The organism is Mycobacterium sp. SMC-21 (genome assembly GCF_045310825.1).
In the GTDB taxonomy this organism is placed as follows: domain Bacteria; phylum Actinomycetota; class Actinomycetes; order Mycobacteriales; family Mycobacteriaceae; genus Mycobacterium.
In genome coordinates this window covers 45,316-70,847 of record NZ_JBJIAO010000003.1, presented here as the reverse complement: position 1 = coordinate 70,847, position 25,532 = coordinate 45,316, and the positions used below count along the sequence as shown (strand labels likewise).

Sequence of the window (25,532 nt, the reverse complement as noted above, 5' to 3'; positions counted from 1 at the left end):
ACCCGGCAGCTAAAATCTCCGGAATGGGCCACCCGCGAGATTCCGACGCCACGCGCGCGCGGCTTCTCTGCGCGGCGACCACCGAATTCGCCCAGTACGGCATCGCCGGAGCCCGGGTTGATCGCATCGCCGCCAACGCCGGCGCCAACAAGGCGCAGATCTATCACTACTTCGGCAGCAAAGATCAGCTGTTCGACGCCGTCTGGGCCGCGATGACGCAGAAGTTCTTCGCCGACAGCCCGGTGGTCGCCGACGACCTGCCCGCGTACGCCGCCCATCTGATCGACGTCTATGCCGGCCAGCCCGAAGTCGGCCGGCTCATCTCCTGGCACCGGCTGGAGCGAGCCGACGACACCGCCGCGGGGTTTCCCGGCGAGACGATGCACGAACAGATCGCGTCGATCGCCGCCGCCCAGGCCGACGGCAAGCTCACGGGTGAGCTGCCCGCGCCGGTGCTGTTCACCCTGGTGCTCACCATCGCGTCGATGTGGCACAACCTCAGCCCCACGCTGCTCGCCGTGATCGGCATCGACGACCATGCCCAGCGCAAGGCCATCGTCTGCGACGCGGTGACGCGCCTGATCAGCACCTCGGCCGGCGACACCGACGAGCCGAGCGCCAGGACACGCCGGGCAAATGTGCATCCGCCAAACCCGTTGCCCTAGACTGCCCTTCGACCAAGGAGGAGTCTTCGGGTGCGGGCTTATGCAGCGCCCAGCACCCAGGCTTTGCGGGGCTGGCAGCGTCGGGCTTTGGTGCGGTATCTGACCGCCAAGCCACGTGATTTTCTTGCGGTCGCGACCCCGGGCGCAGGCAAAACGACCTTCGCGCTGCGGATCGCCGGCGAGCTGCTGACGGAGCGCACCGTCGACCAGGTTGTGGTCGTCGTCCCGACCGAGCACCTCAAGACCCAGTGGGCGGAAGCCGCGGCGCGCGTCGGCATGGCGCTCGATCCCAAGTTCAGCAACTCGACGGGCCAGACGTCGTCGGACTACCACGGCATCGTCGTCACCTACGCCCAGGTGGCCAGCCACCCGACGAAGCACCGGGTGCGCACCGAGAACCACAAGACACTGGTGATCTTCGACGAGGTCCACCACGGCGGCGACTCGAAGAGCTGGGGCGAGGCCATCCGCGAGGCCTACGACGACGCGACGCGGCGCCTCTGCCTGACCGGGACCCCGTTCCGGTCCGACGACAGCCCCATCCCCTTCGTGCAGTACGAGCCCGACGGCAGCGGCCATCAGCAGTCGGTGGCCGACCACACCTACGGCTACTCCGACGCCCTCGCCGACGGCGTGGTCCGCCCGGTGGTGTTCATGGCGTACTCGGGCGAGGCCCGCTGGCGCGACAGCGCCGGCGAGGAGCACGCGGCTCGCCTCGGCGAACCGCTCACCGCCGAGCAGACGGCCCGGGCCTGGCGCACCGCGCTGAACCCCGAGGGTGAATGGATGCCCGCGGTGATCGCGGCGGCCAACAAGCGACTGGGCCAGTTGCGGCAGAGCATCCCGGACGCCGGCGGCATGATCATCGCCACCGACCAGACCACGGCGCGTGCCTACGCCAAGCTTTTGCACACCATCACGGGCGAGGAGGCGACGGTCATCCTGTCGGATGACCCGACGGCGTCGGCCCGCATCTCGCAGTTCTCCGAGGGCACCAGCCGCTGGCTGGTCGCGGTCCGCATGGTGTCCGAGGGCGTCGACGTGCCGCGCCTCGCGGTCGGGGTGTACGCCACGAGTGCGTCGACCCCGCTGTTCTTCGCGCAGGCCATCGGCCGGTTCGTGCGCCTGCGCCGCAAGGGCGAGACGGCCAGCATCTTCCTGCCGTCGGTGCCGAACCTGCTGGAGCTGGCCAGCGAGCTGGAGCGCGAGCGCAACCACGTGCTCGGCAAGCCGCACCGCGTGTCCGACGGACTCGACGACGACCTGCTCGAGCAGGCGCAGAAGAAGGAAGACGAGAAGTCGGAGCTGGAGAACGGCTTCGAGATGCTCGGGTCGGACGCCGAGCTGGATCAGGTGATCTTCGACGGCTCGTCGTTCGGTACCGCGACGGAGACCGGTAGCGACGAGGAAGCCGACTACCTGGGCATCCCGGGCCTGCTCGACCCCAGTCAGATGCGTGACCTGCTCAGTAAGCGCCAGGACGAGCAGCTGCAGAAGCGCAGCGCCAAGGCCGCTGCCACGGGCGCACCGCCCCGACCCATGACGACGCACGGCCAGCTGCGCGAGCTGCGCAAGGAGCTGAACCTGCTGGTGTCGGCGTTCCACCACCGCACCGGCAAGCCGCACGGCTGGATCCACAACGAGTTGCGGCGCCGGCACCCCGGTCCCCCGGTGGCCGCCGCGACCCGCGAACAGCTGCAGGACCGCATCGCCGCGATCCGCAACATGCAGCGGGAGCTGACGGCCTAGAGCCGTCAGAGCCCGAGCAGCTCCGGCAGATCGGCGACGGAGTCGACCACATAGTTCGGCTGCATCGCGAATTCGTCTGCGGCCCAACGGTCCAGCGTGTCCTGGCGGAACTTGCCGGTGCGCACCAGCACGCCGGTCATCCCGACGACCTGGGCCGCGAGGACGTCGTTGTTGAGGTCGTCGCCGACCATGTACATCTCTTCGGGTTCGACGCCGAGCCGGGCGGCCGCGGCCAGGAACCCGGCGGGTGCGGGCTTGCCGACGGCGGTGCCCTGATAGCCGGTGGTCTGCTCCAGCCCGGCCAGATAGAGCCCGGTGTCCACCCGCAGGCCGTCGGCGGTGTTCCACGCGTTGCTGCGATGCATGGCGACCACGGGCACGCCGCGGGCCATCCAGTCGTAGACCCAGCTGAGGGTCAGATGCGTGTATTCGGGCCCCGCGCCACCGAGCAGCACGACGTCGGGCGTGTCGGGCTGCTGTGGGCCGGCGAAGTCGGAGGCGTACACCAGATCGACACCGGGCATGTCGGCACCGATCTGGCCGCTGTTCACCAGGAAACATCGGGCGCCGGGGTAGCGGTCGCGCACGTAGTCGGCGGTCAGCACCGCGGCGGTGACGACCTCGTCGGCGGCGACGTCAATGCCTGCCGCACACAGCAATTCGGCGATCTGCTGCCGGGTGCGGGTGGTGGTGTTGGTGAGGAACGAGCGGGCGATCTGGTGCTCCTCCAGCGCCCGCAGGGTCTCGGCCGCACCGTCGATCGGACGCCACGAGGTCACCAGGACACCATCGATGTCGAAGAGCACCCCGCCGATTGCCATGGTGCCGACAGTAAACGCCCGCCGCTCCCGCGCAACTCAGGCGGTCCGCTCGGTAGTGTCTTCGGCCATGACCACCAAATGGACCGCCAATGATGTGCCGGACCAGACAGGGCGCGTGGCGATCGTCACCGGCTCCAACACCGGGCTGGGTTACGAGACGGCGCGGGTGTTGGCGGGCAAGGGCGCTCGCGTGGTGCTGGCGGTGCGCGACACCGCCAAGGGGGACGACGCCGCCGCACGGCTGCGGGCGAGCACCCCGAACGCCGACGTCGTCGTGCAGAAGCTGGACCTGGGATCGCTGACCGCGGTCCGCGCGGCGGCCGACGACCTGCGCGCGGCCTATCCGCGGATCGACCTGCTGATCAACAACGCCGGCGTGATGTACCCGCCCAAGCAGACGACCGCCGACGGCTTCGAATTGCAGTTCGGCACCAACCATCTCGGTGCCTTCGCGCTCACCGGCCTGCTCACCGAGAACCTGCTGTCCGTCCCCGGCTCGCGGGTGGTGACGCTCGGCAGCATCGCGCACCGCATCCTCGGCAAGATCGACTTCACCGACCTGCAGTGGGAGAAGCGTGGGTACAACCGGGTGGCCGCCTACGGCCAGTCGAAGCTGGCCAACCTGATGTTCGCCTATGAGCTGCAGCGCCGGCTCGTGGCCACCAATGCCGAGACCATCTCGGTCGCGGCGCATCCGGGCATCTCCAACACCGAGCTGATGCGCCACATCCCCGGTTCGAACCTGCCTGGGTTCAACGCCCTGAGCGGGCTGGTCGCCAACAGCCCCGAGGTCGGCGCGCTGGCCACGTTGCGCGCCGCCGTCGACCCGGACGCGCGGGGCGGCGAGTACTACGGCCCGTCCGGTATCCGGCAGCTGGTCGGCCACCCGGTGCTGGTGCAGTCGAGCGCCCAGTCGCACGACGCCGGCATCCAGCGGCGGCTGTGGGCGGTGTCCGAAGAGCTCACCGGCGTCACCTTCGCGATCTAGCGTCATGCGGACCGTCGAGGAACATCAGCAGGTCGTCGCCGGCTTGATCAGCGCCCGGCCGGCCGTCGCCGTACCGCTGGCCGAGGCCCTCGGGCTCGCCCTGGCCGAGGACGTGGTGGCGCCGCTGTCGCTGCCCGGTTTCGACAACTCGGCAATGGACGGCTATGCCGTCCTGGCCGCCGACGTGGCCACCGCCACTGCCGACAATCCCGTGAAACTGCCTGTCGCCGAAGACATTCCGGCTGGCCGCACCGACCTGCTGACCTTGGCGCCCGGCACCGCGCACCGGATCATGACGGGCGCCATGCTGCCGGCCGGGGCCACCGCGGTGGTCCAGGTGGAGGCCACGGACGGGGCGACCGATGTCGTGTCCATCTACTCGGCGGTCCCCGAAGGCCGCAGTATCCGGCGCGCGGGCGAGGACGTCGCCGCCGGGATGACGGTGCTGTCCGCCGGTGAGGTGCTGTCCCCCGCGGCGCTGGGCCTGGCCGCGGCCCTCGGCCTGGCCGAGCTGAAAGTGATTCCGCGGCAACGGGTCCTGGTGTTGTCCACTGGAACGGAGCTCGTCACGCCGGGCACCCCGCTGCAGCCGGGCCAGATCTACGAGTCCAACGCCGTCATGCTGGCCGCCGCGCTGCGGGAGGCCGGCGCCGACGTCACGACCGCACCGGCGACGTCCGATGATGTCGCGCTGTTCCGGGAGACCCTGGCCGGTCATGCTGCCGGCGTCGACCTGATCGTCACCACGGGCGGCGTCAGCGCGGGCGCCTACGAGGTGGTGAAGGACGCGCTTTCGGGCGATGTCGAGTTCGTGAAGGTCGCCATGCAGCCCGGCATGCCGCAGGGCGCCGGACGCTTGAAGGACACACCCAACGGCACCTCGATTATCACGCTGCCGGGCAACCCGGTGTCGGCGCTGGTGTCGTTCGAGGTGTTCATCCGGCCACCGCTGCGCGCCGCGATGGGGCTGCCATCCGAAAGGCCGCGCCGCTCGGCGACCCTCACCGAGAAGCTGACCTCCCCTGCCGGGAAACGCCAGTTCCGCCGCGGCGTGCTCGGCACCGATGAACAGGTCAGCAGCTACGGCCCGCCGGCATCGCACCACCTGCGGTGGCTGGCGACGGCAAACTGCCTGCTGGACATCGGCGAGGACGTGGTCGAATTACCGGCTGGATCGCCCGTGCCCGTCTGGGATCTCAGTTAGAGCCCCGCAAACCGTAGAATCGAGTCCCCATGGCCAGACCTGCGCGCCCCCCAGCTGACACCCCAGAGTCCGAACTGTCCCGTTTCGTCGACCTGGTCCGTTCCACCGTTCCCCCGATGCACCCGGCCGGGCTGCCGTTCGTCGGTGGCGCCCTCGGCGTCGCCGCGATCGGCCACCGCAAGCGCTGGGTCCGGGCGGCCGGTCTGGCCGCGGCCGCCGCGTGCGCCGGGTTCTTCCGGCATCCGCCGCGGACACCACCGAGCCGGCCCGGCGTCGTCGTCGCACCGGCCGACGGCCTGGTGACGCTCATCGACGAGGCCGTCCCGCCCGCCGAGCTGAACCTGTCGGACGAGCCGCTGCCGCGGGTCAGCATCTTCCTGTCGCTGTTCGACGCGCATGTGCAGCGCGCGCCGGTGGCCGGTGAGGTCATCACCGTCAAGCACAAGCCGGGCCAGTTCCTGTCTGCCGACAAGGCCGAGGCCAGCGAGGACAACGAGCGCAACAGCATCTGGCTGCGCACCGCCGACGGCCATGACGTCGTCGCGGTGCAGCTGGCCGGTCTGCTGGCCCGCCGCATCGTGTGCGACACCCACCCTGGTGCGCACCTGGCGCTCGGCGAGACGTACGGCCTGATCCGGTTCGGCTCCCGCCTGGACACCTACCTGCCCAAGGGCTCGGTGATCGAGGTCGAGATCGGGCAGCGCGCCATCGGCGGCGAGACCGTGCTGGCAGAGCTCCCGACCACCGGATCGCCGGCATGAAACCCCGGATCAAGACTCCGCAGGTGAGCCTGCGGAAGCTGGTCCCCAGCGCCCTGACGGTCGCGGCGATCTGCCTGGGTCTGTCGGCGGTGAAGTACGCCCTCGACCACCGGCCCACCGAGGCCATGGCACTGCTGGCCGGTGCCGCGATCCTCGACGCGCTCGACGGCCGCGCCGCCCGCATGCTGAACGCGACGTCCAAGATGGGCGCCGAGATCGACTCGCTGGCCGACGCCGTGAACTTCGGTGTGGCGCCGGCGTTCATCGTGTACGCGACGCTGCTGGAGCACAACACCTCGCCGCTGGCGTGGATCGTGGTGCTGCTGTACGCGGTGTGCATCGTGCTGCGCCTGGCCCGCTTCAACGCCATGCTCGACGTGGAGGGCCCGGCGTTCGAGAAGGAGTTCTTCACCGGCATGCCGGCCCCGGCCGGCGCGATCGGCGCCATCGGCCCGCTGGCGGCCAAGATGCAGTTCCCGGGCCCGTGGTGGGATTCGCACTGGGGTCAGGTGTTCATCTGCGTCTGGCTGATCGGTGTCTCGCTGCTGGTGGTCAGCACCGTGCCGATGCGCAAGGTGCACACCTTCGCCATTCCGCCGAACATGGCGTTGCCGCTGCTGGCGCTGCTGGCCATCCTGGTGGCCGCCTCGGTGATGTACGGCTACATCGTGATCCTGGTGATCATCGTCGCCTATGTGCTGCACATCCCGTTCGCCATCCGCACCAAGGCCTGGCTGCGTGCGCACCCCGAAGTCTGGGACGACAAACCGCGCGAACAGCGGCAGGCCCGCCGCGCCATCCGCCGCGCGCAGCCGCGGCGGACCGACCGCGGCCAGCGCCGGTCCACGGCCCGACTGCGGTTGCGTAGGCCGGGTCCGCGTCGATGACGCAGGGCGTGCGGGACGCGGCGTCACCTGAACCCCCACCGGGCCAATTGCGGCTCACCGCACGGCTCAACACCTCGGCACTCGACGCCCGTCGCGGCGTGGTGATGCTGCACCCGGAAGCGATTGCCGCCCTGGGTATCCGCGAGTGGGACGCGGTGTCGCTGACCGGCACGCGCACCACCTGCGCGGTGGTCGGTGTCGCCGCCGCAGGCACTCCCCCGGGCACCGCACTGCTCGACGACGTGACGCTGTCCAATGCCGGCATCCGGGCCGACGCGCCGGTGCTGGTGTCACCCGCGACGGTGTACGGCGCCCGTTCGGTGACCGTCAGCGGTTCGCGGCTGGCCAGCAGTTCGATATCGCCGGCGACGTTGCGAATGGCGTTGCTGGGCAAGGTGATGACGGTCGGCGACACGGTGTCGCTGCTGCCGCGGGACCTGGGCCCGGGCACCTCGACGTCGGCGGCCACCGCGGCGCTGGCCACCCAGGTCGGCATCACCTGGACCTCCGAGCTGCTCACCGTGACGGGCGTCGACCCCGCCGGCCCGGTCAGCGTGCAGCCGAATTCGGTGGTCACCTGGAGCGACGCGACCGTCGTCACGGCCACCGCGGCCGCGCAGCCGGTGATCTCGCCGGCTGAAACCGGTGCCGCCCAAACTCTTTCGATCGATGATCTCAAGGGCATGACCGCCCAGGTGACTCGGCTGACCGAGTGGCTCAAGCTGGCGCTGGATGAGCCCCAGCTGCTCGAAACATTGGGCGCCACCGCCAATCTGGGAGTCCTGGTCTCCGGGCCCGCGGGCGTCGGGAAGGCCGCCATGGTGCGGACGGTGTGTGCGTCGCGTCGCATGGTCGAGCTCGACGGGCCGGAGGTCGGGGCGCTGCGCGCGGAGGACCGGCTCGCCGGTGTCGCCGCTGCCGTGAGTTCGGTGCGCGACGGCGGTGGCGTCCTGCTCATCACCGACGTCGACGCGCTGTTGCCCGCCGTCGCCGAGCCCGTGGCCACGTTGATCCTGACCGAGCTCCGCAAGGCCGTCGCCAGCCGCGGTGTGGCATTCATCGCGACGTCCGCCGTGCCCGACGGCGTGGACGCCCGCCTTCGCGCTCCCGATCTCTGCGACCGTGAGCTGGGACTGACCCTGCCCGACGCGGCCACTCGCAAGGCGTTGCTGGAGGTGCTGCTGCGGTCGGTGCCCGCCAAGGATCTGAACCTGGACGAGATCGCCGAACGCACACCGGGATTCGTCGTCGCCGATCTGGCGGCCCTGGTGCGGGAGGCCGCGCTGCGGGCGGCCGCCCGCGCCAGCGCCGACGGTGCCGAACCCGCCCTGACGCAGGATGACCTGACCGGCGCGCTCTCGGTCATCCGGCCGCTGTCGCGGTCGGCGACCGAGGAGGTCGCGGTCGGGTCGGTGACCCTCGACGACGTCGGCGACATGGTGGCGACCAAACAGGCGCTGACCGAAGCGGTGCTGTGGCCGCTGCAGCATCCGGACACCTTCGAGCGGCTGGGCGTGGAACCGCCTCGCGGGGTGCTGCTGTACGGGCCGCCCGGCTGTGGCAAGACATTCCTGGTGCGGGCGCTGGCCAGCTCCGGCCGGTTGTCGGTGCATGCCGTCAAGGGCGCCGAGTTGATGGACAAATGGGTCGGTTCGTCGGAGCGCGCGGTGCGCGAATTGTTCCAGCGCGCACGTGATTCCGCGCCGTCGCTGGTGTTCCTCGACGAGATGGATGCGCTGGCGCCGCGCCGTGGGCAGAGCTTCGATTCCGGCGTCACCGACCGAGTGGTGGCCGCGTTGCTCACCGAGCTGGACGGCATCAACCCGCTGCGCGACGTCGTGGTGGTGGGCGCCACCAACCGGCCGGATCTGATCGACCCCGCGCTGTTGCGTCCGGGCCGGCTGGAGAAGCTGGTCTTCGTCGAGCCGCCCGACGCCGAGGCCCGCCGTGAAATCCTGCGTACCGCAAGCAAATCCATCCCTCTGGCGCCCGACGTCGACCTCGGCGAGCTGGCCGGAGACCTCGACGGTTACAGCGCTGCGGACTGCGTCGCCCTGCTGCGCGAGGCCGCGCTGACCGCGATGCGCCGGTCGATCGACGCCGCCGATGTCACCGCGGCCGATGTGGCCAAGGCCCGCGAGACGGTGCGGCCGTCGCTGGATCCGGTTCAGGTGCAATCACTTCGGGAGTTCGCCGAGGGCCGCTAGGACCCGGCCAGACCCACGACGGCGCGCATCGCGGCCCGGACGCGGCGTTCCAGCTCACCGGGGTCGGTGCTGTCGAACTTGCCGTCCAGGAACAGGAATGCCAGGCCGTGCACGAGCGCCCAGACGGCGTCGCTCAACGCGTCGGCGTCCGCGTCCGGAAACACGCGGGCGATGTTCGCGCGGAGGTAGGTCGAGATCGCCGCGACGGCGTCGGCCCGCTCGGGGCTGCCGGCATCGCCCTGCTCGCTGAACATCGCCCGGAAGAGCGCGGGACGACGCAGCGCGAATCGGACGTAGGCGATGGCGACGTCGGCGATCTCGTCGGCAGTCGAGGGGGTCTGGCTGACGGCCACGAGGTCCTGCGCCAGTTCGCGATAGCCGACGGCCGCGACGGCCGACATCAGCGCGTCGCGGTCCTGGTAGTGCCGGTACGGGGCGGCCGCGGTGACTCCGGCGTGCCGGGCGACGGCGCGCATCGACAGCGCCGCGGCGCCTTCCTCTTCCAGCAGCGCGAGCGCCGACTGCACCAGGGCGGTCCGCAGATCGCCGTGGTGGTACGTCACTTTCGCCGTCATCCTGCGTCCCGCCTCACAAATGTTGACACTGTTTACATTGCCCCATATAAATGTGAGCAGCGTTCACATCGTACGACCCGAAGGCAACCGACCACCGATGAACCAGCCCGTCCCCCACCACCACGTCGCGATCGTGGTCACCGGCCCAGGCGCGCTCGCGGCGGCGGTCCGGCTGCACCAGGCGGCGGTCGACGACGTCGTGCTGGTCGACCACGACACCGACGAGGTGCTGGCAGTGCACTGGCGGGCGGACCGGCAGCACTGGCGCATCACGACCGCGAGCGGCGAGCAGACGGCAACCCACGTCGTCGTCGACACCGACGCTCTGGCCGACCGGCTGGTCGGCACCGCGGGCGTCTCCATGGCCGAGACCTGGGACGGCGAGCCCGTCGCCTATCTGGGGACATCCGTCCACGGCTTCCCGAACTGCTACCTGGTGCACGGCCCGGACATCGGCCTGCGCCACAACTCGGTCGAACGGATGCGGGAGTCGCAGGCGGAGTACCTCGCCGCGGCAGTGACCTACGCCCGCGACTTCGGCTTCGCCGCGGTCGAACCGACACCGGCGGCCCAACAGAACTACGGCGACTTCCGTCCGCGGCGCACTGCCGATTTCCGCCGGCGCACCAACCGCTTCACCCCGAGGGATCATCTGGTCCAGCGACCGGTGCGCGAGCCGGTCGCCGTCAGCGCGGCGGGTCGCCCCGCCACCGAAAGCTGTTGACGTACTTGCCCATATCCGCGGCCAGCTCCAGGCTGACCCCGGTCGGCGGCCCCGAGCCCGGACCGAATTCGCTGAACGGTCCGGCCGCGGCGGCGATCAACGCGAGGTCGTCCTTGACGGCCACCATGACCAGGATGCGGGTGCGTGAGGCCACGACGTTCTGTCCGTCCGGCCAGTCGTCGGCAGCGACGCCGTAACCCGGGTGATACCCCACCAACGTGTTGGGTATCTCGTAGGCCACCCGCGAGTCGGGGAACTTGTCCAACAGCAACGTCATGGTGATGTCCCTGGCGTCGCGGCCCCGCGCCGGTTCGCCCCACAGCCGCATGATCCCGCCCGTGCCGCCGGTGTATTGGGCCGTCACACCGGTGTCGTCCATGGTCACCGAATAGGCGGTACCCGGCGCCGGATAGGAGACGCTGAAGGCACCGTCGGGGGCGGTGAAGCGCGGGTTGATCACCACGGGCTTCCCCATCGGCGGGTGACCGCAATTGGGTGGGCACTGATACCGCGCCACGGGTTGGGTCGTCGCGGCGGCGACGCCGACCAGCCCGAGCGCCAGCACCACCACCACCGCGGTCCAGACCGCGACCAGCCGCGGCGCGGACAGTGCGCGGGCGGCGTGGGGTGCATCGCCGCCAGATTCTTCGTGCCGCAACGTCAGCCGCAGGACCAGACGGAGCAGCAGCACCCCCAGCACGGCGAACGCGATGTGCCAGGCCAGCTTCGCCCACTGTGAGATGTCGGCCGAATCCTCGTCGCCGAGCCACATGTGCGCCAGCACCGGCACGACCGCGATCAGCAGTACCCGCCACCAGATCCGGCTGCCACGGGGCCGGAACCACAGTGCGGCACCGAGCATGCCGGCGGCGGCCGCCGCGGTGATGGGCATGGTGATGCCACGGATCACGGCGTCGATGAGAAAATCCGCCAACGGCTGGTCGTGGTCGACGAGTCCCGAATCCAGCTGGGCGAACATCCGGACCGCCGTGGTCGCGGCGGTCAGGCCCAGGGCGCCGCTCGCGCCGATGACATAGCCGTACAACGCTTTTCGGTCACCGGGACTGAAGAGCCGGAGAAGCAGTGCGGGCGCGATGACCAACAGCGCCTCCACCGCCGAGAGGCCGGCCTCGACGGTCCGCAGATGCACTGCGGCAACGCCACTTTCGAGCGGAACACCGTAGGCACGCGCGACGACGGCGCCGGACCCGAGGGCGAAGGCCACGCCGAACGCGATGCCGAGGCCCGCACTCACGAGCAGCCGGGCCTGCGCCGCACCCCGGTAGTCCAACTGCCGGATGTACAGCGCGAACAGCAGCGGAATCCCCACGGCCACAAGCGAGATGAACAAACCGGGAAGCCGCAGTGACGCGGCACCGGCGAGCCACGCGACGAAGACGGCCACACCGATCTGGAACGCCCGGTGGGTACGTGCCGGGAGCTGCGGGAACAGCGTGCTCACCAGTCCGATGCCGCTCATCCGGTCGTCCCCTGCGCCACCAGCAGGCTGCGCGCCAGCTTGTCGACATCCGGCGTGCCCAGGCCGGTGACGGAGTCGAAGCCGGGCCCGGCCATCGCGACCGCGTTACCGCCCACGGTGACATCGTGGAACGCCGGGAGGCGGCCGGCCCGCTCCAGGCGGTACAGCAACGGGTTCAGGTCGCCGAGCAGTCGTCCGCCATGATCGAGCAGGTACTGGTCGATCACCGCGGCCATCCCGGCCCAGATCGGTGCGGACATGGACGTGCCACCGGCCAGCACCGTTTCGCCGCCGAAGACCATGCGGGCTCCGGTGAAGAAGTCCGCGACCGCCGAGATGTCCGGGACCAGCCGCTTGTTGCGGCCGCGGTCCGACGGCACACCCCGTTGCCATGCCGGGCGGTCGAACAGGGCCGACGCCCCGCCGCCACTGCCGTGCGTCAGCGGCACGTCGAACCAGGCCAACTCACCCAGCCACTGGCCGTGCTCGTCGGTGGACAGCGTGGTGCCGCCGACGGCCGTCATCTCGGGCACCGACGCCACCGAGTCCAGGCCGATGTCGTCGATGCTCGGCGGTGCCGACCAGTCCTGCCCGCCTTTGCATTCCAGGCCCGCCAGGTCACCACTGGCGTCGAATGCGGTGGTGCCGCTCCGGTGCGCCCGCGCCAGGGCCGAGCGCACCGGCGCCAGATCGGCAGCGGTGAGCATCTTGTCGCAGCCCCAGCCGATCGACAGGCTCCACTCGGCGCCGGGGAAGCGCCGGTCGGCGTCGGCCATCATCTCGCCGATCTTGCGGTAGGCACCGTCGCCGGACACCGTCGGCCGGGCATTGACGTAGACGGTTCGGGCATCGGGCGCGATGGCGTGCGCCATCTGGAGATCCATCGTGGTTTCGCCGGTGCGCTCGGATGGCATGTCCCCCACCACGATGGGGGTGAAGCGCGGCAGCTGGTTCAGGTCGGCGAACATGTCGAGATCGGATTGATCGAAGCCGTCGAAACCGAAGATGACGATGGTCCGTCCCTTGCCCGTGTAGCCCTGATCGGACAGCGGAAAGACGTTGTAGGCGCGGCGCAGATCCTGGGCCGTGAGACCACCGGCGGGCACGTCACGCGGCATGATCAGCGGCCGCGACTCCCGGAACGGCGTGTAGCCGAGGAGCCTGCCGAATCCGCTCAGTTCGGGCACCAGCGACTGCGGCGGCTCAGGCTGACTGGTCGCGGCGTAGAAGGTCTGCCCGCGGCGCCCGCGGTAGTCGCGGACCTCGACGCGCAACGCCCGCGCCATGGCACGGGCGTCGCCTTCGACGGTGGCCCAGTCGTCGCCGGGCCGCCAGTGCACCGAAAGCCCTGCGGCTCTTGCCCATTGGATCAGCCCGTCGGGCCGCGTGGCACGGGTCAGCGCAGCGGTGAGTTCGACGTGCGCTGCTGCCGAGGGGCCGAGATCGACCGACGCCGAGAGCAGGTGGGCCAGTGGACCGGACAGGGACAGCCGTCCGCCCCGCTCAGCAGGCGGGCCGGCGGACGCCAGCGCCGTCAGCCCGACTGCTACCAGTACTGCGCCGATGCGCCGTACGGCGCATCGGCGACCTACTGGGATGGAGCTCCCGTCTTAGTGCGGAGCGGTGACGACGTTGCCCGGCAGCGCCGTCTGCGGTCCCGGAGCCTTCACCGTCGGGGAGAACGAGTTGCCACCCTTGGTGGGCCCGCCCTTCTCGCTCGGCGTCACCGGCGACGAGGAGGCGGGTGCCGACGTCGTGGTGGTCGTGCTCGTGGTGGTGGTCGGCTCTTCCTTGGCCTTCTCGCCGCAGGAAGACAGCAGGCCCATGGCGAGTCCGGCGGTCACGGCGAGGCCGGCCACCATCTTCTTGCGGGTCGAGTGCCGAACGGTGGTCATACCGATTCTCCTTAGTCCATTCCGTTCGCCCCGACGGCCGAAGCCACGAAGAAACGGGCATCGCGATCGTAATCTGATTCGCTTCTCACAGCATACCGACAAGCGATTTCCATTGCTGGGATATCTAGCCCGATATCGGGACATCACACCGTGCCAGCAAACAATGAGGCAGGCATGAGAATTCGGGCCGAGAGCGCAACTACTGGGGCCGATGAGGCGGCAGTGGCTGTCAACCCTAAACGTTTCCTCAAAGTAGTACTTGGCGTACCAGTGACCAATACGGTCGGAATGGTTCGGACTTCAATGGCGAAGTCGTTTCACTGTCGAATACATAGGGGAAGTTTCACGTGAAAAACGAATTGCTGTTCCGCCGCACCGCCGCCGCCATCGGCATCGCCGCGGTCACCGGCGCCGCCGTCGTGGCCTGCTCGCAGACCAAGGACATCGGCTCCACCGCGTCGTCGGCCGCCAGCTCCGGCGCGAGTGCGGCATCATCCGCCGCCAGCTCGGGAGCCAGCGCGGCATCGTCCGCGGCCAGCTCCGCGTCGAGCGCCGCGTCATCGGCGATGGCCGGTCCACCCTCGTCCATCAACGCACCCGGCGTCGGCGAGGTACAACTCGACGGCCCCATCGCCGACGCGTACCACAAGGCCGGCGGCGAGGCCGCTCTCGGCCTACCGACCGCTCAGCCCCAGAAGGTCGGCGACGGCACGGTGCAGGCCTTCGCCAAAGGCACCATCTTCAGCTCGCCCGCGACCGGAGCCCATCTGGTGCAGGGCGAAATTCTGCGCGAGTACACCGAAAAGGGTGGTGCCGGAGGCGAATTGGGCTTCCCCACCACTGACGAAGCCCAGACCGCCGGCGGCCCGGACGTACCCAAGGGCGGCTGGATCAGCGAGTTCCAGAAGGGCACCATCACCTGGCTGAACCAGGGTGACGGCACCTTCAAGGCCACCATCACCCCCAAGCAGTAGTCACTGCTCTTCGGCGAGCGCGGCGAGCCGGGCCAGTGAGGCCTGCAGCCAGTCTGCGGAGGTCTGCCTGGCCCGGTTCAGCCGCTTCTCGTCGGTCAGTGCGGTCCAGTCGTAGGTATGGGTGACGCGGGTGTGCCCGTCGTCGATGGGCTCGAGTTCCCAGCGCCACAGGTGCCCCGGCTGCGGCAGTCCGGGTTCGGACGGCTTCCACGCGATGCGCCGTCCCTCGTCGAATTCGACGACGTGGTTCTCCCGGACGGCGCCGACGGTCAGGCCCATGACGAACACGTCACCCACGGCGCGGACGCGTTGGCCGGCGGCCGCCTCCGCCAGGTTGTCGTTGCCGTCCCACCGCGGCTGCTGTGCGGGGTCGGCGATCAGCTCGAAGATCCGCGCCGCGGGGGCGGCGATGTCACGGCTGGCGCTGACGACCCGAGTTTCGTTGTCCACGAGTCATATTCAACCCTATGTCGGCAGTCGCCGGTTGATCACCAGCGCGGAGATCACCGCACACGTCAGGGCAAACACGCCGAGGCGCAGCCATGCCGTCCCACCGGGGCCGCGGATGATCTCGTAGCCGATCTGCTGCTGAATGGCGTCGTAGCTCTTGTTCAGGTCCTCGATCTTGGCCGCCGTGTACATCTGCCCGCCGGACAGCTCGGCGACCCGCTTCATCGTGGCGTCGTTGACCGGGACGTTGACACTCTGATTGTCGACCTTGATCTTGCCGCCCTTGGTCCCGAACGCGATGGTGGAGATCGGGGTATCCGACTCTTTGGACGTCCGCGCGGCGGTGTACGCGCCGTGCGGGCTGTCCGGGTTGCCCGGCCGGTTCTCGGCACCGTCGGACAGCAACACGATGCGTTTCGGCGGCTTGTCGGTGTTGCCACTGCCACCCAGCACGTCCGACAGGGTCGAGATCGCGCGCAGGGCCGCGAAGATGCCGTCGCCGGTCGCGGTGCCGTCGTCGACGGTGAGGTGGTCCAGCGCGGTGATGGTCGCGTTGTGGTCGGGGGTCGGCGACACCAGCAGGTTGGTGTTCCCGGAGAACGTGACCAGACCGAGGTTCACCCCGGGGGTCAGCTTCTTCGCGAACTGTTTGGCGGCGTCTTTCGCGGCGGCCAGCCGGCTCGGTGAGACGTCATCGGCCTCCATGGACCGGGAGACGTCCATCACCAGCATGATCACCGCGCGGTTGCGTGGGGTCTTGATCTCGTGGGTGGGCGCGGCCAGCGCGACGGTCAGGGACAGCAGCGCGGCCACCGAGAACACCATCGGCAGGTGCCGCCAGCGCGTCGGCTGCAGGGGCACGACGTCGGTGCGCGGCTGGTCGCCGGCATAGCTGCGAAGCCGGGCACTGCGGTTGCGCTGTGCCGCGAGATAGGCGGCGACCAACGCGATGGGTAACAGTGCGGTCAGGAACAACCAGGGGTGGGCGAAGCCCGACAATGACACCGATCCGATTCCCGGAAGACTCATCGGCGCCCCGTCGCGTTCGTCACCATAAGTGAAAAGTGTAGGAGTCGGTGCATCGTGCACCCGGTAGCGGGGCTGTGGCCTGCGACAACCGTCAGACCACGGCAGTCACAGGCGCCCCGTAAGCTGGCCGCGGACCGTCCCCGACGCCTGCCGGAGGCCCATGCTCACCGTTCTGTACGTTCACGCGATCGCCACTGTGCTCGCTCCACTGTTGGTACGACGCTGGGGACGGCGGGCTTTCTATCCGCTCGCGCTGGCGCCCGCCGGCTCCCTGGTCTGGCTGGCTTCGAACTGGCCCGGCACCGGCGAGCAGACGGTGCACATCGACTGGGTGCCGCAGCTGTCCATGGACATCACGCTGCGGCTGGATTCGCTGTCGGCGATCGTGTCGGTGCTGGTGCTGGGGGTCGGCACGCTCGTGCTCCTGTACTGCGCCGAGTACTTCCACCACGCGGACGGGCACACCGAGAACCGGCTGCCCAGCTTCGCCGCCGAACTCGTGGCGTTCTCGGGCGCCATGTTCGGACTGGTCTGCAGCGACAACACGCTGCTGCTGTATCTGTTCTGGGAGCTGACGACCATCCTGTCGTTCCTGCTCGTCGGCCACTACGCCGAACGCGTCGCCAGCCGGCGCGCGGCCACCCAGGCACTGCTGGTCACTACGTTCGGCGGCCTGGCGATGCTGACGGGCATCATCATGCTGGGCACGCTCGCCGGCACCTACCGGCTGTCGGACCTCGTCGCCAACGCGCCGACGGGCACCACGTCGTCGGTGGCCGTCGTGCTGGTGCTGATCGGTGCGCTGTCCAAGTCGGCCATCGTCCCGATGCATTTCTGGCTGCCGGGCGCCATGGCAGCGCCGACGCCCGTGAGCGCCTATCTGCACGCGGCGGCCATGGTGAAAGCGGGCGTGTACCTCATCGCCCGCATGACGCCCGGTTTCGCCGACCACCAGCCGTGGCGGCCGACGGTCGTGACGCTGGGTCTGGTCACGCTGCTGCTGGCGGGTTGGCGCGCCGTCCGCGAGTACGACCTCAAGCTGATCCTGGCCTTCGGCACGGTGAGCCAGCTCGGGTTGATCACGGTGATGGTCGGCGCCGGCGGTGGTGATCTGATGCTCGCCGGCCTCGCCATGCTGTGCGCGCATGCCATGTTCAAGGCCGCACTGTTCATGGTCGTCGGGATCATCGACCACGCCACCGGCACCCGCGACATCCGGAAGCTGGCCTGGCTCGGCCAACGCAGCCCCGTGCTGCTGGGCATCGCCGTCGCGGCGGCCGCCAGCATGGCCGGGCTGCCGCCCTTCCTCGGCTTCGTCGCGAAGGAAGCCGATTTCGAAACCCTGTGGCACAGCCCGACGTTGGGGGCCTCCGCCCCGTTGGTGCTGGCGACGGTGGCGTTCGGGTCGGTGTTCACCATGATCTACAGCCTGCGGTTCCTGTACGGGGCGTTCGCGCGTAAAGGCAAGGACGAGCCCACGATTCGCGTCGCCGAGATGCACCGGCCCACCGTCGGTTTCCTGGTGCCACCGGGCTTCCTGGCCGTCGCCGGCCTCGGCTTCGGGTTGCTGCCGAACGCCCTCGATCACGCCATCGCCGACTACACCGCGACCATGCCGGGCAGTACCGGGTACCACCTGGCGCTGTGGCACGGCGTCAACATGCCGCTGCTGCTGTCGGCCGTGATCGTCGCTGCCGGCGCGGCGGCGTTCGTCCTGCGGCATCGCCTCGAGCGAATCCGGGTGCCCTATCTGCCGCTGGGCAACGCCGACCGGATGTACGACGCGGCCATCCGCGGCGCGGACCGCTTCGCCGTGCGGTTGACGGCGTTCACCCAGCGCGGTTCGATCCCGACGACGCAGGCGATGATCCTGTCCACCCTGACCGTGCTGCCCATCGCGGTGCTGTTGCTGGGCCCGCGGGACCAGCCCGACCTGAAATTGTGGAATTCGCCGCTGCAGGTGGTTGTCGGCCTCATCGTGCTGGCGGCGGCAGTCAGTGCGACGGTGATGCGCAACCGTCTGGCGGCCGTGCTGGTCGTCGGCGTCACCGGTTACGGCTGCGGCACGCTCTACATCTTCTACGGGGCACCGGACCTGGCGTTGACCCAATTCCTGGTCGAGACACTGACTTTGGTGGTCTTCCTGCTGGTGCTGCGCACCCTGCCCGCCGAATCCGACGCCGCCCACATGAAGCGGCACCGGCTCCCCCGCGCGCTGCTGGCCACCGCTGTCGGCGCGTCGGTGACGGCGCTGGCGGTCTACGCCATGGCCGCCCGCCACACCCGGCCGCTGGCCGAACTGCTGCCCGACGCCGCGTACTACCGCGGGCACGGCGCCAACACCGTCAACGTGCTACTCGTGGACATCCGGGCCTGGGACACCCTCGGCGAAATCTCGGTGCTGCTGGTCGCCGCGACGGGCGTGGCTTCAATGGTGTTCCGGCACAGGCGTTTCGGTTCGGCGCCCCGGGTACCGAAGGATTACCGGCCGACACCCGACATCACCTGGCTGCGCGGCAGCGACCTGCGCGATCCGCGGCACCGGTCCCTGGTGCTCGAAGTCGCGACCCGCATGATCTTCCCGCTCATCATGGTGCTGTCGGTGTACTTCTTCTTCGCCGGGCACAACACGCCCGGCGGCGGTTTCGCCGGCGGCCTGACGGCCGGTCTGGCGCTGGTGCTTCGGTACCTCGCCGGCGGCCGTTACGAATTGGGCGAGACGCTGCCGCTGGACGCCGGGAAGATTCTGGGCGCCGGCCTGGCCCTGTCCGCCGGGACGGCGACAGCCTCGCTGCTGCTCGGTGCGCCGGTGCTGTCCAGCGCGGTCGTGAAATTCACGCTGCCCCTGCTGGGTTCGGTGAAGGTGGTGACGGCGCTGTTCTTCGACCTCGGCGTGTACCTCATCGTCGTGGGCCTGGTGCTGGACATCCTGCGGAGCCTCGGCGCCAAGGTCGACGAAGAGTTGTACGCACCACGTGAGGCGGCCACCCGATGACGACCTATCTCGTCCCGCTCGTGCTCATCGGCGGTCTCACCGGCACCGGTGTGTACCTGCTGCTGGAGCGCAACCTGACCCGAATGCTGTTGGGCCTGTTGCTGATCGGCAACGCGGTGAACCTGCTGATCCTGGTGATGGGGGGTGACTCCGGTAATCCGCCGGTGCGCGGCCGCACCAGCCACGGTCAGACGGGAACCGCCGACCCACTGGCGCAGGGCATGGTCCTCACCTCGATCGTCATCACCATGGGTGTCGCCGCGTTCGTGCTGGCGCTGATCTACCGGGCCTACCGCCTCACCACGGTCGAAGAGGTGGGCAACGACCCCGAGGACAGCCGGGTGGCGCAGCTGTCGACCACGGACACCCCGGCGGTCGAGGAAGACCGCGGCGAACCGTCCGTCGTCACCGACGCCGACGCGCCCGCGGAACTCGACGCGCTGCCCGCCGACCCGGTGGAGCAGGCGTGACGACGGGTGCGGTGCTGGCACCGCTGCCCGTTCTGATCCCGATCCTCGGGGCCGCCGCGACGATGTTCGCGGGCCGCCGGCCCCGGCTGCAGCAGGTCGTCGCGCTGGTGGCGCTCGCCGCGATGACAGCGGTCTGCGCGGCGCTGGTCTACGTCGTCGACCACAGCGGGACCGTCGCCGTCCACGTCGGCGGCTGGGGCCAGACCGAACCCGGCATGGGACCGCTCGGCATTGTGCTTGTCGTCGACCGGCTTTCGGCCCTGATGCTGGTGGTGTCCTCGATCGTGCTGCTGGCGGTGGTCTGGTACGCCATCGGGCAGGGCATCCGCGACGGCGGTGACGAGCAGCCGGTGTCGATCTTCCTGCCGACCTACCTGGTGCTGTCGGCCGGCGTCTGCATCGCGTTCCTCGCGGGCGATCTGTTCAACCTGTTCGTCGGCTTCGAGGTGCTGCTGGCCGCGAGCTTCGTACTGCTGACCGTCGGCGCCAGTGAGGAGCGGGTCCGCGCCGGCATCGGCTACGTCATGGTGTCCATGGTGTCGTCGGTGATCTTCCTGATCGGCATCGCGCTCACCTACGCGGCCACCGGCACCCTGAACCTCGCCGAGCTGGCGAACCGGCTCGACGGCATCACCCCGGGTACCCGGGCGGCGCTGTTCGCGGTACTGCTCGTGGCGTTCGGCATCAAGGCGGCGGTGTTCCCGCTGTCGGCATGGCTGCCCGACTCCTACCCCACCGCCCCGGCACCGGTCACCGCGGTGTTCGCCGGCCTGCTCACCAAAGTCGGTGTCTACGCGATCATTCGGGCCCATACTCTGCTGTTCCCGGGCGGCTCGCTCGACGGCGTGCTCATGGTCGCGGCGCTGCTCACCATGTTGATCGGCATCTTCGGCGCCATGGCCCAGAGCGACATCAAGCGACTGCTGTCCTTCACCCTGGTCAGCCACATCGGCTACCTGGTGTTCGGTATCGCGGTGTCCAACCGGATCGGCATGGCCGGCGCCATCTACTACGTGGCCCACCACATCGTCGTGCAGACCACGCTCTTCCTGGTGGTGGGGCTGATCGAGCGGCAGGCCGGGGCCTCGACACTGCAGCGCCTCGGTGGACTCGCGGCGGCCAGCCCGCTGCTGGCGTTCGTGTTCATCATCCCGGCGCTGAACCTCGGTGGCATTCCGCCGTTCTCGGGTTTCATCGGCAAGGTGGCGCTGCTGCAGGCCGGCACCGAGAGCGCGTCGGTGCTCGCGTGGGCACTGGTCGCCGGCTCGGTCATCACCAGCTTGCTGACGCTGTACGTCATGGCGCGGGTGTGGACGCTCGCGTTCTGGCGCGCCCGCGCCGACGCGCCGGAGGGCATGCTGTCCACGGCGGCCCCGGCCGGCCTGCTCGAGCCGGTGGCGAACGTGGCCGTCGACGACCGGCCCGACGTCGGCCGGATGCCCGTCAGCATGCTGGCGCCGACCGCGGTGCTCATCGCGGTGGGGCTCGCCCTGACGGTGTTCGCGGGGCCCATCTTCGGGTTCGCGGAGCGGGCCGCCGACCAGGTCGCCGACCGCGGCCAGTACATCTCGGTGGTGTTGACGCCATGAGGCAGTGGTTACCGCGCGTGGGCATCCTGGTCTGGCTGATGGCGGTGTGGATTCTGTTGTGGGGCAACATCTCCGCTGCCAACATCCTCGGCGGCCTCGCCGTCGCCGTGCTGATCACGGTGCTGCTGCCGTTGCCGCAGGTGCCGGTGGCGGGCCGGCTGCATCCACTCTCACTGGCGTGGCTCGTGCTCAAGGTCGCCTACTACCTGGTGCAGTCCTCGTTGCAACTCGCCTGGCTGGCGGTCAGACCCGGACCCCCACCGCTGACCGCGGTGCTCCGGGCCCGGCTCGCCCTCAAATCCGACCTGGTGCTGGCAGTGGCGGTCAACGTCATCAACCTCATCCCCGGCTCGATCGTGCTGGAGGTCGATCAGGCGCGCCGGATGATCTACGTCCACGTGCTCGACGTCGGATCCGAGCGCGCGGTGCAGCAGTTCCACCGCCAGATCGCCGAGGTGGAGCGGTTGATGATCGCCTCGTTCGAACGTGAATCCCATTGGCAGCCTTTGGAAGCGGACCCCGCATGAACACCATCTGGACCATCGCCGCTGTGATGCTGATCGCGGCCGCGGCCATCACGGTGTTCCGGCTGCTGGCCGGCCCCGGCACCCTGGACCGCCTGGTCGCGCTGGACACGTTCGTCGCCGTCACCATGTGCGGCATCGGCACGTGGGCGGCCTACAGCCTCGACACCACGGCGACGTACAGCTTGACGGCGCTGGCCCTGATCACCTTCGTCGGCTCTGTCAGCGTGGCCCGGTTCCGTGTCCGCGACACCGATCAGGAGCCGCCGCGATGAACGTATTCGACATTGTCGCAGGCGTTTTGGTGCTCGCCGGATCGGTGCTGGCACTGACGGCGGCCATCGGCGTCGTGCGTTTCCCGGACACGCTGTCACGGCTACAGGCCGCCAGTAAGCCCCAGGTGCTGGGGCTGCTGCTGGTGCTGACCGGGGCCGGGCTGCGCCTGCGCGGGCACGCCGACGTCGGCATGCTGATCCTGGCCGGCTTGTTCACCCTGATCACCGCCCCGGTGGTGGCCAACCGCGTCGGCCAGCTCGCCTATCGTGAACAGAGTTTCCGCGACGACCTGCTGATCCGCGACGAATTGGACGACTATGGCGCGAACTGACGACGATTCCTGGGACATCACCGAAAGCGTGGGCGCCACCGCGTTGGGGGTGGCGATGGCCCGGGCCGCCGAATCCGCCTCGGACAAGCCGTTGTTCGAGGATCCGTGCGCACAGATCTTCGTGGACGCGGCGGTCGCGCGCGGCTGGTCGTCGCCGTTCGCCGGCGGCGCTGCCGGTTCGGCACAGACGCAACGCATGCGCATGGTGTGGGCATACGCGGCAGCGCGCACCAAGTGGTTCGACGAGTTCTTCGCGTCGACCAGCGCCGACGGCATCCGCCAGGTGGTCATCCTGGCCGCGGGACTGGACGCGCGGGCCTGGCGACTCCCCTGGCCGGACGGCACCGTGGTTTTCGAGATCGACCAGCCGAAAGTGCTGGCGTTCAAGGAGGAAACCCTGGCGACCCATGACATTCAGCCGGTCGCCCGGCACGTCGGCGTACCCATCGACCTCCGTCACGACTGGCCGGAAGCCTTGCGGCGAAGCGGTTTCGACCCCGCTCAGCCGACGGCCTGGCTCGCCGAGGGGCTGCTGCCCTACCTGCCCGCCGAGGCCCAGGATCTGTTGTTCGACCGTATCCACGAACTCAGTGCGCCCGGTAGCCGCGTCGCTGTCGAGGGCTTCGGCGCCAACTATTTCAGCGAGGAGAACCAGCGCATCCGCAAAGCCCGGATGGATGCGATCCGGGAGGAAGCCGCCAAGGCCGGTCAGCAGGTGACCGACGTCTCCGAGCTCTTCTACCCAGAGCCGCGCGAGGACGTCGCCGAGTGGCTGGCCCGCCACGGCTGGCAGACCCGCGTCGAGACCTCCGTGGAGGTCACCGGCCGCTACAAGCCCGACGTCGCCGGCGAGGTGCCGGACATCGGCAGCGAGTTCGTGGACGCCAAGCTCAGTTGAACTTGATCTTCACCTGCTCGCCACTGACGTCGGCGGTGGTGCCGGTGACATATGAGGTCAACGTGCCGCGCTTGGTCCCGCCATTGCGGCCCTGCCCGCTCACGTCGTAGTGCACCTCACCGCTGATCCGGACCTCCATGCGGTACTCGTCCAGATCGCCGACCTTGACCCCACTCATGTCGGGCTGGCTCCACGTCACGGTGCCGTCGACCAGTTCCCGGTCGCTGATCTTCACGGGGCACGGCGCCGGCGGCACCAGTGAGCGCGACGACGAGCAGCTGCCGTATGCCGCGTCCAAGAGCTTGGCGATGGTCTTGGTGCCGGATTCGTTGAGCGCGAACTTGGGTTGCAGGTAGGCGCTCGACGAATACCCTTCGACGGCGTCGAGCAGCAGCGGCTTGGCGGCGGTGACCGACACATACGGGCTGGTGCTGCCGAGCTCGAGGAAGCCCGGGAACACGTAGATCGCCGATTCCTCGGCGATCTCCTTGCCGAACACCGTCATGGACTTGCGGGCGGCGTTCTCGGTGCTGCTCAACGACGACAGATCGAGCTTGACGGCGGCGTGGGCCAGCTGCCACTTGCCGCCTTCCTTCTTGACGTGGATCGTGGCGTCGGAGTTCTTGTCGCCGAACTTGGCCGCCACGTGGACGTCGGCGCGGCCGATCGACTCCATGGTCTTGTCTTCGTTCAGGATGCGGATGTCGCTGATCGGCCATTCGGCGATCTGCTTCTTCAGCACGTCGCTCGAGAGGAATTCCTTCGATGCCGGCTGGTCGTTACTGAAGGACAGCGCCATGTCCGCGTTGCCGTTCGACAGCGCTTCCAGGTAGCCCTTGACGACCTCACTGGCGGAACTCGAGCCGCCGCTGTCGCCCGAGCCGAACGAGTCGTAGACGTAGTAGATGCCGCCACCCAACACGACGAGCACCACCACGATGGCGGCGATGATCAGCGGCACCTTGTTCTTCTTCTGCGGGGTGACGAACGGCTGAGCACCGTAGCCACCCGCGGGCGCTCCGGGCCACCCCTGGCCGGCACCTGGTGCCGCCGGCGGGGTCCCCCACCCCTGCGGCGCCCCGGTGGGTGCGCTCGGCACCTGGCCCCAGCCGCCGGTCTGCGGCGCGGCCGGCTGGCCCCAGGCCGGTGTCTGCGGCGCACCTGCCGGCGGCTGGCTCAACGGCGGCGGCGTCTGCGGGGGCCATCCGGGCGCGGCCGGCGGCGTGGTCTGGTGAATCGCCGTTTCTTCTTCGTCCGACGATCTACCCGCGCCGCCACCTGGGTTGGGACCGTTGTAACCGCTCCCCTGCCAACCCGTCATCGTGAACCCTCCCCGTAGCACAACATGCTGTGTCCAGGATAAGCGGTGCCACACCACCCCGCCTGCACGGAACTGCCCGTACTAGTCCTCGGACAACTGGAATTCCACCATCGCGGTGAGACTCTCGACCGCTTCCTCGAGCGCGCCCAGCCGGGCCGCGGCATTCGGCGCAGCCAGCACCGAATACTTGTCGGCCTGGCCGATCGGCAGTAGCGCGGCCAGCGCGTACAGCCGTTGTCCCACATCGGGTTTGACGGTCCGCGCCAGGATCGAGTCCCGGTCCCGCAGCCGCGCGCCCTGGGCCGACGCGATGCGTTCGAACACGGCGATGATCCGGTCCTCGACCGCCACGATGGACGCCTCGGGAACCACCGGCCCCGGCTCGTCGGGCCACCTCTCGATTTCGGCCCGCGGGTACGGATCGTCGTTGTGCCACTGCACGATTCGGATGCGGTCGGTCACGCTGCAGCTCAACATGTACCGGCCGACGCCCTGCGGCTGGCACCGGTCGATGCGGGCGAGCGCGCCGACCGAGCAGCGGGCGTCGCCGCCGCCGACCTCACGGCCGGCCGAGATCAGCACCACGCCGAAAACCTGCTCCGTGGCCGCCATACAGTCTCGCACCAGTTCGCCGTACCGCGGCTCGAAGATGCGCAGCGGTAGTTCCTCGCCGGGCAGCAGCGCGGATTCCAGCGGGAACATCGGCGTGATCGGCACGG

At 69.4% G+C, this 25,532-nt stretch carries 25 protein-coding genes; 16 read left to right on the top strand and 9 right to left on the bottom strand.

Annotation, left to right across the window (positions count from 1 at the left end; genetic code table 11):
* Window positions 1-23: 23 nt before the first annotated feature.
* Window positions 24-665, top strand: coding sequence for a TetR family transcriptional regulator (locus ACJH6H_RS04080; protein ID WP_318986628.1), 642 nt, complete (start codon window positions 24-26; stop codon window positions 663-665).
* 30 nt (window positions 666-695) lie between these two features.
* On the top strand, window positions 696-2,414 hold the full coding sequence (locus ACJH6H_RS04075) for a DEAD/DEAH box helicase (RefSeq protein WP_406774299.1): 1,719 nt from the start codon (window positions 696-698) through the stop codon (window positions 2,412-2,414).
* A 5-nt stretch (window positions 2,415-2,419) separates the two neighbouring features.
* On the opposite strand, the gene ACJH6H_RS04070 is transcribed toward ACJH6H_RS04075, so the two are convergent.
* Window positions 2,420-3,235, bottom strand: coding sequence for an HAD-IIA family hydrolase (locus tag ACJH6H_RS04070; protein ID WP_318986630.1), 816 nt, complete (start codon window positions 3,233-3,235; stop codon window positions 2,420-2,422).
* Window positions 3,236-3,302: 67 nt separating this feature from the next.
* Here ACJH6H_RS04070 and ACJH6H_RS04065 point away from each other — a divergent pair, with 67 nt between their 5' ends.
* Genes ACJH6H_RS04065 through ACJH6H_RS04045 form a run of 5 tightly spaced genes read left to right on the top strand, consistent with a single transcriptional unit; the run spans window position 3,303 to window position 9,282 of the window.
* Entirely contained in the window at window positions 3,303-4,223 is a 921-nt protein-coding gene (locus tag ACJH6H_RS04065; RefSeq protein WP_406774298.1) for an SDR family NAD(P)-dependent oxidoreductase, read from the top strand.
* A 4-nt stretch (window positions 4,224-4,227) separates the two neighbouring features.
* Window positions 4,228-5,427 (top strand): gephyrin-like molybdotransferase Glp, encoded by a 1,200-nt coding sequence (gene glp / locus ACJH6H_RS04060; RefSeq protein ID WP_406774297.1) that lies wholly within the window; start codon window positions 4,228-4,230, stop codon window positions 5,425-5,427.
* Window positions 5,428-5,456: 29 nt separating this feature from the next.
* On the top strand, window positions 5,457-6,188 hold the full coding sequence (locus ACJH6H_RS04055) for a phosphatidylserine decarboxylase (RefSeq protein WP_318986633.1): 732 nt from the start codon (window positions 5,457-5,459) through the stop codon (window positions 6,186-6,188).
* Window positions 6,185-7,075 carry a CDP-diacylglycerol--serine O-phosphatidyltransferase gene (gene pssA, locus ACJH6H_RS04050; protein WP_318986634.1) on the top strand — a complete coding sequence of 297 codons (891 nt, stop codon included), beginning with the start codon at window positions 6,185-6,187 and terminating at the stop codon, window positions 7,073-7,075. The genes ACJH6H_RS04055 and pssA overlap by 4 nt, the downstream gene beginning before the upstream one ends.
* On the top strand, window positions 7,072-9,282 hold the full coding sequence (locus ACJH6H_RS04045) for an AAA family ATPase (protein WP_406774296.1): 2,211 nt from the start codon (window positions 7,072-7,074) through the stop codon (window positions 9,280-9,282). Before pssA ends, ACJH6H_RS04045 begins: the two co-directional genes overlap by 4 nt.
* Here ACJH6H_RS04045 and ACJH6H_RS04040 read toward each other — a convergent pair.
* Window positions 9,279-9,857: a TetR/AcrR family transcriptional regulator gene (locus ACJH6H_RS04040; RefSeq protein WP_318986636.1), complete on the bottom strand. Its 579-nt coding sequence runs from the start codon at window positions 9,855-9,857 to the stop codon at window positions 9,279-9,281. The genes ACJH6H_RS04045 and ACJH6H_RS04040 overlap by 4 nt on opposite strands.
* 97 nt (window positions 9,858-9,954) lie before the next feature.
* On the opposite strand from ACJH6H_RS04040, the gene ACJH6H_RS04035 reads away from it, so the two are divergent.
* A complete protein-coding gene (locus ACJH6H_RS04035; protein ID WP_406774295.1) occupies window positions 9,955-10,581 on the top strand; it encodes a hypothetical protein in 627 nt (208 codons plus the stop codon).
* On the opposite strand, the gene ACJH6H_RS04030 is transcribed toward ACJH6H_RS04035, so the two are convergent.
* The 3 genes from ACJH6H_RS04030 to ACJH6H_RS04020 all read right to left on the bottom strand — a co-directional run bounded on the left by ACJH6H_RS04030 (window position 10,544) and on the right by ACJH6H_RS04020 (window position 13,956).
* A complete protein-coding gene (locus ACJH6H_RS04030) occupies window positions 10,544-12,061 on the bottom strand; it encodes a zinc ribbon domain-containing protein (RefSeq protein WP_406774294.1) in 1,518 nt (505 codons plus the stop codon). The two genes, ACJH6H_RS04035 and ACJH6H_RS04030, sit on opposite strands and share 38 nt — an antisense overlap.
* A complete protein-coding gene (locus ACJH6H_RS04025) occupies window positions 12,058-13,401 on the bottom strand; it encodes a peptidase S53 (RefSeq protein ID WP_406774293.1) in 1,344 nt (447 codons plus the stop codon). The genes ACJH6H_RS04030 and ACJH6H_RS04025 overlap by 4 nt, the downstream gene beginning before the upstream one ends.
* A gap of 270 nt (window positions 13,402-13,671) precedes the next feature.
* A complete protein-coding gene (locus tag ACJH6H_RS04020) occupies window positions 13,672-13,956 on the bottom strand; it encodes a hypothetical protein (protein WP_167526427.1) in 285 nt (94 codons plus the stop codon).
* A gap of 347 nt (window positions 13,957-14,303) precedes the next feature.
* On the opposite strand from ACJH6H_RS04020, the gene ACJH6H_RS04015 reads away from it, so the two are divergent.
* On the top strand, window positions 14,304-14,930 hold the full coding sequence (locus ACJH6H_RS04015) for an LGFP repeat-containing protein (protein ID WP_406774292.1): 627 nt from the start codon (window positions 14,304-14,306) through the stop codon (window positions 14,928-14,930).
* Here ACJH6H_RS04015 and ACJH6H_RS04010 read toward each other — a convergent pair whose 3' ends face one another.
* The gene (locus tag ACJH6H_RS04010) at window positions 14,931-15,380 is read right to left on the bottom strand and encodes an SRPBCC family protein (RefSeq protein ID WP_406774291.1); all 450 of its coding nucleotides are present in this window, start codon (window positions 15,378-15,380) and stop codon (window positions 14,931-14,933) included.
* A 15-nt stretch (window positions 15,381-15,395) separates the two neighbouring features.
* Window positions 15,396-16,409, bottom strand: coding sequence for a VWA domain-containing protein (locus ACJH6H_RS04005; RefSeq protein ID WP_406774290.1), 1,014 nt, complete (start codon window positions 16,407-16,409; stop codon window positions 15,396-15,398).
* A gap of 160 nt (window positions 16,410-16,569) precedes the next feature.
* Between ACJH6H_RS04005 and ACJH6H_RS04000 the strand changes: the two genes are divergently transcribed.
* From ACJH6H_RS04000 to ACJH6H_RS03970, 7 genes are all read left to right on the top strand, one after another.
* Window positions 16,570-19,404: a Na+/H+ antiporter subunit A gene (locus tag ACJH6H_RS04000; protein WP_406774289.1), complete on the top strand. Its 2,835-nt coding sequence runs from the start codon at window positions 16,570-16,572 to the stop codon at window positions 19,402-19,404.
* Entirely contained in the window at window positions 19,401-19,874 is a 474-nt protein-coding gene (locus tag ACJH6H_RS03995) for a Na(+)/H(+) antiporter subunit C (protein ID WP_073694740.1), read from the top strand. The genes ACJH6H_RS04000 and ACJH6H_RS03995 overlap by 4 nt, the downstream gene beginning before the upstream one ends.
* Before the next feature lie 62 nt (window positions 19,875-19,936).
* Window positions 19,937-21,463, top strand: coding sequence for a Na+/H+ antiporter subunit D (locus tag ACJH6H_RS03990; protein WP_406774397.1), 1,527 nt, complete (start codon window positions 19,937-19,939; stop codon window positions 21,461-21,463).
* Window positions 21,460-21,990, top strand: coding sequence for a Na+/H+ antiporter subunit E (locus tag ACJH6H_RS03985; RefSeq protein WP_406774288.1), 531 nt, complete (start codon window positions 21,460-21,462; stop codon window positions 21,988-21,990). Before ACJH6H_RS03990 ends, ACJH6H_RS03985 begins: the two co-directional genes overlap by 4 nt.
* Window positions 21,987-22,262, top strand: coding sequence for a monovalent cation/H+ antiporter complex subunit F (locus ACJH6H_RS03980; RefSeq protein WP_138250687.1), 276 nt, complete (start codon window positions 21,987-21,989; stop codon window positions 22,260-22,262). Before ACJH6H_RS03985 ends, ACJH6H_RS03980 begins: the two co-directional genes overlap by 4 nt.
* The gene (gene mnhG, locus ACJH6H_RS03975; RefSeq protein WP_406774287.1) at window positions 22,259-22,594 is read left to right on the top strand and encodes a monovalent cation/H(+) antiporter subunit G; all 336 of its coding nucleotides are present in this window, start codon (window positions 22,259-22,261) and stop codon (window positions 22,592-22,594) included. The genes ACJH6H_RS03980 and mnhG overlap by 4 nt, the downstream gene beginning before the upstream one ends.
* Window positions 22,581-23,492: a class I SAM-dependent methyltransferase gene (locus ACJH6H_RS03970; RefSeq protein ID WP_406774286.1), complete on the top strand. Its 912-nt coding sequence runs from the start codon at window positions 22,581-22,583 to the stop codon at window positions 23,490-23,492. The genes mnhG and ACJH6H_RS03970 overlap by 14 nt, the downstream gene beginning before the upstream one ends.
* On the opposite strand, the gene ACJH6H_RS03965 is transcribed toward ACJH6H_RS03970, so the two are convergent.
* Complete coding sequence (locus ACJH6H_RS03965; RefSeq protein ID WP_406774285.1) at window positions 23,485-24,813, bottom strand: hypothetical protein; 1,329 nt, start codon at window positions 24,811-24,813, stop codon at window positions 23,485-23,487. The genes ACJH6H_RS03970 and ACJH6H_RS03965 overlap by 8 nt on opposite strands.
* An 81-nt stretch (window positions 24,814-24,894) precedes the next feature.
* Complete coding sequence (locus tag ACJH6H_RS03960; RefSeq protein ID WP_406774284.1) at window positions 24,895-25,530, bottom strand: LON peptidase substrate-binding domain-containing protein; 636 nt, start codon at window positions 25,528-25,530, stop codon at window positions 24,895-24,897.
* Between the last annotated feature and the right edge of the window lie 2 nt (window positions 25,531-25,532).